The sequence below is a fragment of the Virgibacillus dokdonensis genome, assembly GCF_900166595.1.
GTDB classification, from domain to species: domain Bacteria; phylum Bacillota; class Bacilli; order Bacillales; family Amphibacillaceae; genus Virgibacillus; species Virgibacillus dokdonensis.
This window is the reverse complement of the sequence record NZ_LT745763.1, coordinates 3040168-3054586: the sequence shown is the minus strand read 5'-3', so window position 1 is coordinate 3054586 and position 14419 is coordinate 3040168. Positions and strand designations below refer to the sequence as shown.

15 protein-coding genes are annotated in these 14419 nt (G+C 34.8%); 4 read left to right on the top strand and 11 right to left on the bottom strand.

Annotated elements, in window-relative coordinates; translation table 11 throughout:
- Nucleotides 1-322: 322 nt before the first annotated feature.
- From B2C77_RS15890 to nheA, 10 genes are all read right to left on the bottom strand, one after another.
- On the bottom strand, nt 323-1438 hold the full coding sequence (locus tag B2C77_RS15890) for an IS4 family transposase (RefSeq protein WP_077702340.1): 1116 nt from the start codon (nt 1436-1438) through the stop codon (nt 323-325).
- A gap of 350 nt (nt 1439-1788) precedes the next feature.
- Nucleotides 1789-2571: an ABC transporter permease gene (locus tag B2C77_RS15885; RefSeq protein ID WP_077705841.1), complete on the bottom strand. Its 783-nt coding sequence runs from the start codon at nt 2569-2571 to the stop codon at nt 1789-1791.
- Nucleotides 2564-3499 (bottom strand): ABC transporter ATP-binding protein, encoded by a 936-nt coding sequence (locus B2C77_RS15880; RefSeq protein ID WP_077705838.1) that lies wholly within the window; start codon nt 3497-3499, stop codon nt 2564-2566. Before B2C77_RS15880 ends, B2C77_RS15885 begins: the two co-directional genes overlap by 8 nt.
- Nucleotides 3496-4095 (bottom strand): TetR/AcrR family transcriptional regulator, encoded by a 600-nt coding sequence (locus B2C77_RS15875; protein ID WP_077705835.1) that lies wholly within the window; start codon nt 4093-4095, stop codon nt 3496-3498. The genes B2C77_RS15880 and B2C77_RS15875 overlap by 4 nt, the downstream gene beginning before the upstream one ends.
- Before the next feature lie 479 nt (nt 4096-4574).
- A complete protein-coding gene (locus B2C77_RS15870) occupies nt 4575-5084 on the bottom strand; it encodes a QueT transporter family protein (protein WP_077705833.1) in 510 nt (169 codons plus the stop codon).
- A gap of 136 nt (nt 5085-5220) precedes the next feature.
- Nucleotides 5221-5976, bottom strand: coding sequence for a 3-oxoacyl-ACP reductase (locus B2C77_RS15865; RefSeq protein WP_077705830.1), 756 nt, complete (start codon nt 5974-5976; stop codon nt 5221-5223).
- A 24-nt stretch (nt 5977-6000) separates the two neighbouring features.
- Entirely contained in the window at nt 6001-6222 is a 222-nt protein-coding gene (locus tag B2C77_RS15860; RefSeq protein ID WP_077705827.1) for a DUF2829 domain-containing protein, read from the bottom strand.
- 126 nt (nt 6223-6348) lie between these two features.
- On the bottom strand, nt 6349-7407 hold the full coding sequence (gene nheC / locus B2C77_RS15855) for a non-hemolytic enterotoxin subunit C (RefSeq protein ID WP_077705825.1): 1059 nt from the start codon (nt 7405-7407) through the stop codon (nt 6349-6351).
- 204 nt (nt 7408-7611) lie between these two features.
- Nucleotides 7612-8811 (bottom strand): non-hemolytic enterotoxin subunit B, encoded by a 1200-nt coding sequence (nheB, locus tag B2C77_RS15850; protein WP_077705822.1) that lies wholly within the window; start codon nt 8809-8811, stop codon nt 7612-7614.
- Nucleotides 8812-8837: 26 nt separating this feature from the next.
- Nucleotides 8838-9962, bottom strand: coding sequence for a non-hemolytic enterotoxin subunit A (gene nheA / locus B2C77_RS15845; RefSeq protein WP_077705819.1), 1125 nt, complete (start codon nt 9960-9962; stop codon nt 8838-8840).
- Between the two features lie 732 nt (nt 9963-10694).
- Here nheA and B2C77_RS15840 point away from each other — a divergent pair.
- Nucleotides 10695-11720, top strand: coding sequence for an NAD-dependent formate dehydrogenase (locus B2C77_RS15840; RefSeq protein ID WP_077705816.1), 1026 nt, complete (start codon nt 10695-10697; stop codon nt 11718-11720).
- 134 nt (nt 11721-11854) lie between these two features.
- A complete protein-coding gene (locus B2C77_RS15835) occupies nt 11855-12103 on the top strand; it encodes a hypothetical protein (RefSeq protein WP_077705813.1) in 249 nt (82 codons plus the stop codon).
- Between the two features lie 21 nt (nt 12104-12124).
- On the opposite strand, the gene B2C77_RS15830 is transcribed toward B2C77_RS15835, so the two are convergent.
- Entirely contained in the window at nt 12125-12442 is a 318-nt protein-coding gene (locus tag B2C77_RS15830) for a TM2 domain-containing protein (protein ID WP_237342776.1), read from the bottom strand.
- A gap of 398 nt (nt 12443-12840) precedes the next feature.
- Here B2C77_RS15830 and B2C77_RS15825 point away from each other — a divergent pair, with 398 nt between their 5' ends.
- Both B2C77_RS15825 and B2C77_RS15820 read left to right on the top strand, forming a co-directional pair.
- Nucleotides 12841-13281 carry an OsmC family protein gene (locus B2C77_RS15825; protein ID WP_077705810.1) on the top strand — a complete coding sequence of 147 codons (441 nt, stop codon included), beginning with the start codon at nt 12841-12843 and terminating at the stop codon, nt 13279-13281.
- 353 nt (nt 13282-13634) lie between these two features.
- The gene (locus B2C77_RS15820; protein WP_077705807.1) at nt 13635-14321 is read left to right on the top strand and encodes a hypothetical protein; all 687 of its coding nucleotides are present in this window, start codon (nt 13635-13637) and stop codon (nt 14319-14321) included.
- Nucleotides 14322-14419 lie beyond the last annotated feature (98 nt).

The window sequence follows — 14419 nt, the reverse complement described above, 5'->3', positions numbered from 1 at the left end:
AACAGTACCTTAAATTGGTTTTGAGCGACTGTTTAGAAACAAGAAATTACAATGGTTCCCATTTAGACCACTAACTATCATAAAAAACTTTTTCTTTATAACTTTTAGATTCTTAAAAAATGTCTAAAATCAATGGTTAAATAAGTGTAAATAGAGTTTATCTTATACAAAGTATCACTAGCGTTGCATAAAATTAGTTTGAAAATTCAGTAATCATTTGCACAAGATTTTTTGCCAATAAGACATTACCTAAGCAAAGGTGGGCTGTCCATTTGGAAAAATTATACAATTAAACTGTTAGCAACAACGACAGTGTATGTATTTACGGAATAGATCTATCGTCAAATCTGCGGATCCAGATGTACGCAGGTTTCCACAGCACTTTATTTAACCAGCGGCTAATTCGGAGTAAGGACTTCTTACTCCTCATCTCTAACTGGATAAGTACATGTAAACAGTAAGCAATGAGCGCAAGGAAGATTTGATTTTGAATGGCAGTTTCGCTCATACCATAAAAGTGTTTGATCTCTACATGCTGTTTGAGCCATTTGAAAAATAGCTCTATGGCCCACCGTTGACGGTAAATTTCACTAATCTCTTCGGAATTTAGATCGAAACGGTTAGTAATTAATCGCAAAATGTTCCCCTTTGTATCCACTACTTCAAGTAGACGGAATACATTCTCTGTGCGATTTTGCGTCGAACCGATGTAAACCATCTTGTCGGATAAAGCTGTAGCATCTTTAGGTACAGAAAATGATTCTACTTCACGAATGACGGCGTTTTTCTTTAGTCTGGACACGAAAAAGTAGCCTTCATCCGTCATTCGGTCAAATCGTTCATAGTCAACATATCCACGGTCAAACACATACATGGCTTCTTTGTCATCTACGAGAACTTCCAGTTGATTTCTGTCATGTTCTTTGGCTGTTGTAATCACAGTTTTTTCAGGATAGACGGTGCCCTTATCCATAAATACAAGTCGTAAATGTAGCTTAACTCCTGCTTTTGTTTTACGGAATTTCGCCCACTTATGATTCGTTAAGTTTAATGGAAGCGTGCTAGAATCAATGATTTTTAATGGCATGTATTTCCCATTTTTAAATTGGAGACCTTTGATTTTGTATGCAAGATCAAAGAATAAATGGGAAAGGATGGCTGGATTCATTTCATTGTTCTTCCTTGAAAGTTGCGATGGGCTAATCGATTCAAACCCCAATACTTTCTGAAGTTCACCATCTATTAGTGCATCGCTCATCTCTTCCAAGCTCTCAAATCCTTGTAATTGAGCAAGTAACAGCAACTTTATATACGCTTCCGTTGTCAGTTTTTTTGTGTAGTAATCTTGTTTATTTTCTTCTACTTGTTCATATAGTTTTTTCGTATTTATAGGTGAAACCCATTTACCAAATGATGATTTTAGTGTATTCTTGTCCATGCAGTTATCCTTTACTTTTGGATTTGGACAGGAACCACCTGTACTTCCATTGTAAAGGATTTTTTTGTTGTATGAACACTAATTTTTGAACATTTTTAGTATTTTTAATCATCAGATTTAATTAATGCAACGCTAGTGACAAAGTATAAAATAAGGTCCTTGGGATAAGGAATTAATTTAATAGCCATGTCTGCTCCCCACCCACCCCTTAGGTGACTTAACTTCATTTTCCTAAGATAAATCATCACTGTTCGTCTCCTTACCGTGATTTCTTTATCTCATAAGATTTAGCGATAAGTTAAGTTTTTCTACGTATTTACATAAGCACAGTTGTCAAAGAAGCGTTTTTATCAGCATTGATCTGCTAATCGCCACCAAAGCATCGTACTTAGCAATCCAAACGCACTAGTGAAAAGTAAAATAATTAAACTGATTTCTTCAACGATATATGCTTTGTTGCCAGCTGCTCCACTAGCAAGGGCTGGGATAGACCAAGGGAAATACGCACCGTATCCTGCTACTGCAACTATTTGTGCTAAGATGAGTGTGAAAATCATAAATCCAAGGGGGGATAAGTATCCGCGACCAATACTTGCAACAAAAGCGACTGGTGTAGAAAGAAGTACGGTCAATGTGGCACAAAGACCAAAGACGATGATGCCTTGAGTTACTATTTCCTTTGATCCTTGCGGTAAATCAAGCATCATTCCTACAAGTAGTCCAACCAATAAAACAAATAAAGATAAGATAAGACACCAAATAAAGGCTGTTAAAAACTTTGCCAATACAATGGTACTTCTAGATAGTGGTAGTGCTAATAAATCTTTTATCGTTCGATCGGAGTATTCTCTGCCATAGATCCAACTTATAATAAAACCAAAAATAATTAATCCGCCAATGGAAATTGCTTGTGCAAGTAAGCTAAGATAAGAGGACCAATCCGCTGACCCCATTATTTGTGCTTTGGTAGAAATAAAACCAAGGCTTTCAGCAAAATCCGGATGCTTTAACACGAACATGAAAAAACCACCAATAAAAGGTATGAGCATAAATGTAAGCAAAGTTATTAAAGGGATTTTTGAGTGAAATAACTTTTTAAATTCAACGGAAATGCTGACGAAAAGTTTATTCATGTTGATCGCCTCCAAATTCTCGAATGGTTCTTAGAAAATACATTTCTAAATCCTCTTCTACTACTTTTAGTAATGTTGGTGGGTGCCCAGCATTTACAAGTAATGTAGCAATTTGCCCAGGGTCATGTACTGCATTTGCTTCCTTCATTTGAAGTGGTGAGTTTTCTTCATTATCCGTAGAAACCTTATAACCTGCTGTCAATAGAGTGTGTTTGATTGCTAACCTATTTTTTCCATCTAGTAGCAAAGTTTTGTGCAACTGTTTTTCCAGTTGTTCACCAGATATTTTTTTGATTAGCATCCCTTGATGTATAATGGCTATATTTGTAGCTATTTTTGAAATTTCATCCAACTTATGGCTAGATATGAGAATGGTTACGCCTCTGTTTTGGGCTAATTCCTTCAGAAGTTGACGAACTTCAACGATGCCAGCAGGGTCTAATCCGTTCGTCGGCTCATCTAATATTAAAATAGGAGGATGGTGAAGTAGCGCTTTTGCTATTCCAAGTCTTTGGTTATTTCCCATAGATAGTTGTTTTGTTTTTTTAGCAGTGTAGGCTTCTAATTTTAAGTTTTTAATGATCCAATCGACACAACTTTTGTCTCTAATCCCTCTTAGTTTGCAGATAACGTCAAGGTTTTCTCTTACCGTTAACTCTGGATAGGAATAGGGTGTTTCCACCATATAACCGACATGACGCCAAATGTCCTTATTTTTAGAATGAACTTTTTCTCCATTGAGGTAGCATTTTCCAGAAGTAGGTGTGATCATACCTAATAGCATTTGGATAGTTGTCGTTTTTCCAGCACCGTTTAAACCTAAAAAACCATAGATTTCGCCTTTCGCAACAGATAAATCAACGTTATTAACTGCAAAGGTTTGCCCATATGCTTTTGTTAGATTTTCTGTATAAATAACGTCATTCATGTCTCAACCTCCTCTATAATTTGCAGAGCGATTCCCTTAATTAAAAGCTTTAGAACTTCATCAAATTCTTGCTCACCGATTTCTTCCATGTACATCATGCTCATGAAAATCGATCTTAATGAAGCTGCGACAACACGCTTATTTACATGGTCTTTTATCTTTATATAAGAAAAAACTTGCTCCATAAACATAGCATCTAATGAGTGGTGGTTCATTATGATGTCTGGCGGGATTTTTCTCATGAGGTACTCTAATTCTTGCTGTTGAATAAGATTCATCAGAAAAGATTGTTTTACATTTTGATATAACTGAAAAATGAAATTAGTGAACTGCTCCACTCCTATGGTAAGCTCTTTCTCAAGTCTGTTTGCTAATTCTTTCATGAGTGATTTTTGATAGTCTTCTAAGACGTAAAAAAACAGGATTTCTTTCTTGGGATAAAATTTATAAAAGGCACCCTTTGATATGCCAGCTATTTGGACAAGGTGATCGACGGTCGTTTTCCTAACGCCATACTTCCCGAGGCATTCCTTTGCAGCCTGTTGCAGTTTTCCTCTAATTATTTCTTTTTCGTTGTTGGAGAAAGCGGTAGCCAAATTTATACCTCCTTATGTACTGTGTGACTAAAATTGTTTATTTAGTCATATGATATACATTAGTCCTTTTGTTGTCAACACAATGATGTGAGAATAAAGACGCTCCGAGCCTTAGTTTCAAGATAAGAAAGTATAAAAATTAGGTGCTTAAGTATAACGAAATAACCGAATAGCGACTTCACTCCATTGCCCTATGATAAGTTATTATCAATGTTTAAAGTTGCTAGTAGGTTGGTTAAAACAGGACAAAATTTGCACCTCAAACTATCGTCTAGCTTTGTGTACTAAGCTTTTTTCTGGAAGGTATTACAACGAATCAAAATTTTACAGATAGAATAAATTATGGAGCTAGCGTATTTTTGTTAGATATCATCCTTTTAAATTTTTTCTGCGCCTATTTTTAGAATGAATAATTAGGGTGAAATAAAAAACAAGCCGTTCACTTAGGAAGGCTTGTTTGAGAGAAACTTAGCTACCTATTATTTTGTGAAATCTACTCTCTTTGCTAACCAGTATATCACTATTCCACCAATCGTCATGGATAATAGTTCCCCGATGCCGACGGTTAACCATGTATAAAAGAAAGGCAAGTCAAATAGGAGCGTTAATTGTGTTGCAACTGTGAACATGGAGACAGCAAAAATAATAGCTGTTGTAGCTATTTTTAGTATGTCATTTTTCATTTGTTGGGTTACATGTCTACAAAAAATTAACACAAGAAAAGTAGAAATGCTACCAATTGGAACATCAAAGAACCAAGTAGGGGACATGAAATTGGCAATAACAACTCCGAAAGTGACGGCAATAACGTAACGCTTATGATACAATGCTAGAAAATTAAACATTTCAGATAAACGAAACTGAATAGCACCAAAACTTATTGGAGCGAGAGAAATGGTAACAATCACATAGAGGGAACTAATAATGGCAATTTTAGTTAGCTCGGAGATCATCGTTGGTGAAGATGTTTGAGATATTAACTTATGCATTTATATTTCTCCTTTGTAAAATAGCATCTAGCTATTTTAGTAATAACTGCAACCAAAGAAGGAAGTGTTGCAGTACATCTTTGTTATGTTTGCTACACTATTATATTAGAACGAAACAGCTTGCGCAATAATAGAATTATTTATTGGTCCATCCGCCGTCAATAGGAATAACGACACCATGCATATAATCAGCAGCCCTACTTGCTAAAAAAAGCGTGAGCTCGCCTACTTCTATGGGGTCTGCCCATCTCCCAGCAGGTGTCTGATTCGCTACCCATTCGGCGATTTTTCCATCTCCAGAAAAATCCGCTTTGTTCATTGGCGTTTTAATCGCACCTGGTGCAATCGCGTTAGCTCGAATTCCTTTTCTGCAATAGTCATAATCCAATTGTTTGGTATAACCTATAATGGCATGCTTAGAAGCAGTATACGCAGCACCACCGCCACCAGCAACAAAGCCTGCAATGGATGACATGTTGATGATAACTCCGCTTTCTTGCTGAAGCATATAAGGAAGTACGACGTTGGTTACAAGGTAGGTTCCTTTTACATTTGTGTCCATAACCTTATCCCATAACCATTCTTCTGTTTCTAATGTAGTTACATATCCATCCAGTATCCCCGCTGTATTTAGTAAAATATCAATGCGTTCAAATTTATGTAATGCGTGTTGCACAGCTCTTTGGACAGACGCTTTATCCGTAACACTTCCTAACGCATAGGTGAATTGTCCGCTATATTGTTCTTCCATTTCTGCTACGTTTTTTTTCTCTTTATCGAAGACAAATACATTAGCGCCATTTCTTAGAAAACAGACAGCTTGCGCTTTTCCTATACCCGAAGCGCCACCAGTGATAAAAACAGTTTGTCCTGTATATTCATCAAACTTCATATACAACCTCCAAAAACATTCATATTATTCAATGATGGTCCAGTCGTCAGCAAGAATATCACATACAGTAGGGGTGAACATGGTATAGCCTTCTCCAGAGACATTGATTAAAAAGTATGGATGAAGCTTTTCACCATCGTGCTTACTTTCTTCAACGAGCTTTACATATACTTCGGCGCCATTCCATCCACTACGAATCACTTTCTTACCAGATTTTAATTCAGGTAATACTTCTTCAAATGTCATATGTGTTTTTCTCCTTTCATTCTGTTTTTCGCCACTTTGAAGTGAGGGAAAAACCCTCACTGTTTATGTGTAATAAAAGTGACATCAAATATTTTAATAGGAATAAACGTGTATCGTGCTATTGTATTATTTTAATGCTTGAGCTAGGTTTTTGGCAAACTGTTTAATTTGCTCCCAACTTCTACTTACAATTTGCATATCCTCTCTTAAAAGATCTAACTCTCCTGGATTTAATATACGGACATCGTCCAGCAAGTTTTGGTATTTAGAGTTCATGAGGTACCAGTAATTTGTTAAATTTTGGATGGAATCGATAGCTGTATCAATTTTTTGAACCATATTTGTTAGTTTACTTTGTATGTCTGTTATCGTAGCTATTTCTTTCTCAATCCCATCTATTTTTGCTTTAAGTTTGTCTATTTGATATTCTGCATCTCGTTTATCACTTGTAGCGTTATCAATCTCAATTCCTCCCCAAATACAGCCAATCAGGGAAGCGCACGCTAATGAACCAGCCGCTATTCTATAATCAGTATTATCAATGACATCATTATAATAATTAATTTTTCTCTTTAAAAGAGGTATATCAGCCTGTGAAGATGATATGGTTTGGACTTCTAATTGATTAGAATTGTTCTTGAAACGTTGTGTATCCTTCGTTACATTATCTCGAAATTGGGTTAAATTTTTAACTAATCTTTCTGCGTTTTCGCTTTGTCTTACAATATTATCATTAAGCCGTTCTACCTCAGCACGTATCTTTTCTTTGTCATTATTCTCCAAAGCAGCTAATAATGTAGAATGCCTTTCTTGAAATACATCGTTAAAATGTCCAATACTTTCTAGAAATGTGTTCATGGAAGGCTTTAAACTACTTGTCCAATACGTAGCGTTGTTTTTAGCATCGGCAAAATGATTGTTTATGTTACGTTTTAATTTGTCACTTACAGCATTTAAATTTGTTAAATTGGGTTTTGGTTCGTTTTGGATAGTTGTTGCATAGGAGTCTATACTCGCTATACTAGTAGCCAATTCTTCTAAATTCTTTATTATCTTTTCTGAATCGGGTTTCATTGTTTCTGTTTGTTCAGCTGCATAAATCATTGTTTGTGGTAACGAATAGGTTACTAAAAAAGTTGTTATGATGGAGCAAATAAATATTTGTTTCATTACTTTGGTTTGCATATTTATCACCTGTTATTCCGAATATAACGTGCTGTAATCTGCCTTTAGGTTAATCTAAGTGGAAGATTACAGCATGAACTGCGTGTTTTGTTAGCGTTCTTTAGATTTTAAAGTATAAGCAAAAGTTTAAGCTACCAACAATCAGTGAAGGAGGGATGAACTCCTAGACTGATTGTTGGTTCATTTTATATCCTAAGTTGCATTTTATTGATTATCGACAACTTTAATTTCTTCTACATATAATTTTTGCGCATAGTCTCGAATATTACTCCAACTCATTTTAGCAATAGATAAGTCTTCCTTAATAAGATCAAGGTCTTCAGGACTCATAAAATCAATATCGCTAAGTAAACTTCTATATTTTGCATCCATCGTACTCCACTGCGTTGAAATGTTTTGTAAAGAGTCAATTGCTAGATCAATCGTCTTGGTTAAATTATTCGTCTGTTGTTTTATTCCTGTTGCTAACGCTAATTGAATTTCTGTATCTGTTAATTCTTTGGTTATAGATTTAATTTCTGACTCTGCTTCATCAATTCCTTGTTTGGCTAATACAATACCCGTAATTCCTCCACCAGTTAGTCCAGTTCCGCCTGCTATAAGAGCAACACCAAGTGGCGTTCCTGCGCCTGTAGCAATTACAGCGATTCCTCCTGCAATAGCTATAGGTCCTAATGATGTAGAGACAGAAGAGGCTATTAATACTTTGTTATATTTACTAATCGCATCATGGTAAGATTCAATTTGTTGTTTTAAAAGCGGTATACCTGCATCTTCGCCCGTTAAAATAGAGGAAAGCCTATTTGTATCTTCTTTTAAATTTTGTGTATCAGACTGTAATTTTTGTCTGTATTCTTTTAAATCGACAATTAATTGGTCGACTTCTTGTTTGTTTTTGGAAACGCTCCTCGATAGTCTTTTTATTCTAGCTTCTAAGGCATCTTTATCTTTGTTTTCTGCGGCTTCTATTAGCTTATCATAGTACCCTTCGAAACGATTATCATAATTTATAATATTTTCATTCGTTTTAATTAATTGTGGTTTTAATTGATCTAACCATACTTTTGCATTCTCTCTTGCAATACTTTGATCAGATATGATTTTATTTTGTAAGTTATTGTCGATGATAACAACATTAGTAAACTTGATATCTGGCTGTTTTAAAACTGTCAAAGCATATAAATCCATAACCAGCGCATTAGATCCTGTTGTCTCGAGTGCTTGTCTTAGTCCTTCTGGCCCTAGTTCATATTTTTTATATTGATTGGCTAAGTCACTAACTTTGTCTGCTTGGTGATTATTTTCAGCTACACTAGCAGAAGCGTAGGAAGGAGCAACGCTACTAAATATTAATGTTGTTGCCACTGCTACTTGTAAAATAGGTTTTAAAAATTTTTTTGCCATTCGTATTCCCTCCTAACACAAAATGATTAGTATTTAACTGATGTAGTAAATTCTTCAAATTGTCCTGTTTGCTTATCTATTTCATCCATTATATCTTTGTAATATCTAAGTTGTCGCTTTATTTCAGATGGAGTAATGTTGCCTTCTATAATATCTTCTTTTAAATTGCCCATAATATGATTTAGTTCAGTAAATTCATTTACTATATAATTAAAGATAGTGATTTGGCGTTCAACCATGGAAGAAAATCCAAATAGTTGATCTTCTGTAATGGTAACCTCTGTTGCTTGATGTTCAATTTCCGATAGCTGTTTCATTAATGAAGTAACGGTTTTATGTTTTTGGCGAATAGTAGAATAAGATTCTTTTGTATCCAGATCTTCGGAACTCATTAATGTTTTTCCTAAAGCTTCAATAGACGCTACATCTACCGTTTTGGTTTCCGCTCCCGTTTTCACCGTGTTGTAAATCTCTGTACCTAGTTTAAAAGAGAAGTCATATACTTCGTCCGGGTTATTGAGTATTTTTACTAGTTCATTTTGAATATCTTCCATATTTGCTTTGATAGCTGATCTTATTGTTGTTGCTTTGCCATCTCCGCCGTTCAATGAAGCAATTGCTTGATCTGCTTTTTTGGAAAAATTGTTGCTATCTTCTTCTAATAGGTCATGATAAGCTTGTAAATTCATGGAGGTTCTTTCCATTTTGTATTGTACATCATCCATGACTCTCTGTAGTCGGTTATATCGACTTAAAAAGGAATTTTTAGCCTGTTCATTACTATCTATTTGTTCCGATAAATCATAAAGGCGGTCGTAGTAATAATCGACTCTTTGTGTTAATCCATTCATATTTTCATTAATGTAAATGAGTTTTGAACTGTATTCATCTAGCCATTCACGAACGTTATTCCTTGCTATATACTGGTTATTTGATAAGCTACTCATGTTTTTGACGTTTAGATCTGGCTGCTTTAAAATTACTAATCCATAAGCTTGAAGCAGTGGGTATTGAGAACCTAATGTCCTTATCCAATTGGAAAAAGTCACGCTCCGCAAACTCTCTTTTGATTCTGCAAATGCGCTTTGGGGTATAAAGACAGTAAATAGAACAACTAGAATCATTAAACATGATAGTATTTTTTTCTTCATAAAAAACGCTCCTTTCTAAGTTCAGTGTTTCTTGAATTGATGTAAAATGTTAGTTTAGTAGCAGCGATCATTTACTAACAAACGTTCGGCTTACAGGGGTTTTTACCTTTCAAACCCATAGTTATATTGTGATAAATTTCACAAATTATTTGTGCTTGAATTTAGGTGCTGAAATTAATTACCGTTTTAGTTCAATGAAAGTTGGTTTTGTATCATTATTCAGAAAAAATATTTTTATTTCACCTCCATTTGTTATTTAACCTTTGGATGCTTGCATTTGAAAGGAGAGGAGAGGTCAAGCCAAATCAACCCATCTGATTAAAAAATTCCTGCCAGTTAAACGATTCCAAAAGTTAATATCATGTTGTATAACACTTCACATTATAGCTTCATTTCACTTCTTTCTTTATCTTTTTATTGTTCAAAATTAATATACAATGGAATAAAAAGGTGAGTCAACCACTTTTTTTAGGTAAATAGAACTGTTTTTTATTATTAAATAGTTATATATACTTATATTTTTACATATAATTACATTTTTTTATAAAAAACATATACAATTTAAAGATTTTTTCTGTTCTTTATTGAGATTTCCTAAAGTATGTAGAAGGAAAATAGTGAGTAGAGTAGTATGGAATGGTACATTTGAATGAAAATGTTTAATAAAAGTAAAAAAGTGGTAAATCTAACATATGGATCAAATTATACAATATATACGAGGGGGAGTTACACATGAAGATCCTAGCACTTTTTCCAGAAGCTACAACTGCTACACAATTATTATCCAAAGAAAAGACATTGGGGCTAGATGAATTCCTAAAGAATACAGAGCATAAATTAACGATTGTTACCAGTGATAAAGAAGTGGACGATTACATTGAAGATGTGGATGTAGTCATTTCATCACCATTTCTTCCAGCTTATATTACGAAAGAAAGGGCAAATAAAGCGAAAAACTTAAAGCTAGCTATTACTGCTGGAATTGGATCAGACCATGTCGATCTTGATGCTGCTATAGACAAAGGGATTACAGTAGCCGAAATACCTGGGAGTAATAATGTAAGTGTAGCGGAGCAAAACGTTATGGAAGCACTGTTGCTACTAAGAAATTATGAAGAAGGACATAGACAAGCTGAAGAAGGAGAGTGGGATTTACCTAAAGTAGGTGCTAAAGCACATGACATGTTTGGTAAAACAATTGGTATTTTTGGATTTGGTCGTATTGGCCAATTAACGGCAGAGAGATTAAAGCCATTTGAGGTACATTTACAATATAATGATCCTTATCGTAAAGAAGATATAGAAGAGAAGCTAGGAATTAAATATGTTGATTTTGATATTTTAGTAAAAACATCTGATGTAATTATTATTCAATCACCGTTAACAAAGGATACGAAAAATAAATTTGATAAAGACGTCATTTGTAACTTGAAAGATAGTGCTGTACTTGTGAATTGCGCTAGAGGTGGAATTGTAGAACGAAATGCTATTGCAGAGGCAGTTAATCGTGGTAAGGTTCGTTATGGTGGTGACGTTTGGTATCCACAACCGGCACCAAAGAACCATCCTTGGCGTTCTCTTGAACAAACAGGTCTTACTGTTCATTATTCAGGTATGACTGTAGAGGCTCAGGGGAGAATACAAAAAGGTGTTTTTGAAATATTAACAAGCTTTATGGAAAATAATCCAATTGAAGAAACCTATCTAATTGTTGCCGATCATAAGGTAGCAAATAAAAGCTATCAAACCCAAAACTAAGTTTCTAAGAAAGAACAGCGTTAATAAATGGTGATAAATAAAGGAATAAAGCCATCCGTAGTTTTAATGCGGGTGGCTTTGTTTACTCTATAGTAATTTTTAAGGTTGTAGTGTTTACCGTATTGTAGGTCATCATGGATTGTACTTGCAAAAACTCATCTATTAGAATAGGCATTGCACGTACAGGCGAGTTTCTATTCAAGCTGAAAAGATTTGGAGATAAAGATGTTTTTTCAAAGTTTCAAAGAGAGTCGGGTAAAAGAAAAATAAAGGAGACGGCTTGGATTGCCGTTCACCTTTATTTAACTATAGGAAAGCATGAATTTTTTAGAGTTTTGACGCTTTATTGTCATAAAGATTTTGGCGATAGCCAAGTTTTATGAAATGTAAATGAATGACATCATTTAACGTAAATTTCGAATGATTTCTTGCTCAATACGTTCATTTTCTTTTTCGACCATACCTGGAACTAAGAATAGATCGATGAAAAGCCATATGCCCACGATAATAAGAGGGATAAACCCAATAAGAATGATTGCTGTAAGCCCACCTACAACACTGAGTATAAGTTGCGTAATAGCAGTCCCTTTTTTGTCAAGGTAGAATCGATGTATACCTAAGGTACCTAAGAAGATAAGTAATACATACGCTAAAAGCATGTTTTTACCTTTTCGGTTCAATTCTGAGCTTACGAGTAGTTTTTCGTGATCTGTTAATGCCAAATTCCTCTCCCCTTTTATTACTTCATTTATAAATGCCCATTCATTATATCATGAAATGAGCTATTATTTTTAGGGTTTTTCCATTTTTTTAGAGGCAATGGACTATAGGTATAGGAAGGAAAAAGTGCTTTAAAAATGTCTCTAGCTTATATATAGATCAAAGAATATTTAAACAGTAAAAATATAACCACTTCCATTTTTATGAGCGAGAATAACAAAGCATGATTTGTAAAATCGAATGATACCAATTCGATCCTTTTGTTCTGATTTTTGTCTATAGACAACGCAAATATTAGGCTTTATAGTATAAGTGAAACGATGGATTCAGCTTTAAAGATTCTGAGGTAGCCAGTTTAGGTATTTGGGTATTCTGTTATTCTTTAATGGAGGTGATAAAAATGGCAGAACATCGTTTTCATTTAACTGCAACGTGGCCTGGTGGAAGAAATTCTAGCGGTTATATTGCATCAGGAAATTTACGGACTAACGTATCTATCCCCCCGGAAATGGATGGGCCGGGTATTGGGACGAATCCAGATGAGATGCTGTTAGGGGCAGCGGCAACTTGTTACCTTATTACACTTGCGGCCATGATTGAACGTGCTGCGCTTCCTTTAGAAGAAATGAGCTTAGACTCAGAAGGAATTGTTGATGTTACACGAGGTGTATTTACATATCAAAAAATTGTTCACCGACCAAAGGTTACCCTAAAGGTAGAAGCGACCGAAGAACAAAGAATTCAGCTGCAAAAGCTTGTTGAAAAAGCGGAGAAAAGCTGTATGATCTCAAGAGCTATACAAGGAAATGTAACAATAGAACTAGAGGCTGATTTAAAGTAGCATACAGGGGGGAATATTTTTCCGGTTGCTAGAATTTAAAATTTTTGACACAATGACTGCTATGTTAATTGTCTTCTACTTATTAATTAACGCCCTCATAATATATATTCCTAAAATGGCAGATTCTACTGTTAACCTTTGCAGTAATCCAGCATCCATCCAAAATGTAGTTTCAACGTTTGTTTTCTCTTCTTTATAGATGGACAACCTTTTGTTAAAGAGGTTTTTTGTTGTATGTTTTACCAGCAAGCTATTTTCCTGTAAAATCTTTTGTATAGGTGTTTTACAACCACTTGACGAGGGGGAGAACATAAGGCTGACAAAGGTATGTCATTAAAATTAGGAGGCTAAAAATGATTTCTATTAATGCTATTTTGGAAGAATTCTTAAATGAACAGAAACAACGGTTAAAACCGAAAACATTTCGTGATTATGAAAGTGTGGTGTCGTTATTTAGAATCTACTTAAATGATTACGCGCATAACTATTTAGATGATGCGAATTTGGAGTGTTGGGAGAAAGAGATAGAAGAGGATATGGAAAGCTTTACGCGTATATTTGGAGCAGAACAATTGTCAAGTAAAGTTTTTGGCGAGTTTTTAGATTACTTTATTATCCGTAAAGTGATGAGTAGTGAAGATTTTATGAAAAAAGCATTTCGTGTTATGAAAAAGTTAGTCAAATGGTTATATGATAATCAATATATTCATCAAGCTGTTTATGCAGAACTGAAAGAATATTTCTCAGAGGCGAGTAATTTGCCTACCGTTGAAAAAGTATCCGATCTTATTTACGAGGAAACAAAAAAATCACCACAAGTAATGTATGAAGAAGAAGAGGAAGGGTACTTTTATATTGACCACATTGAAAGCGGGAAGCTGTGGCTACAACCAATGTTTGGTGGGAATAAGGTAATTGGACCATTGTCCGTACCAAAGAAAATAACAGATTTATGTGAGGAAGGCTGGCAACTAAGTGGAGTAGTCGGAAGAAGTCAGGGGAAATGGTATTTTATTGAAAGTGGTAACGTCTATCGTTAAAGAAGGTGCGGATATTTTTTTACACTACAGGAAAGAAAAGTAGTGTTTTTCTAAAGCCATAAAGATTAAAAACAATGTAAACAGAACTGCTGTAGGGA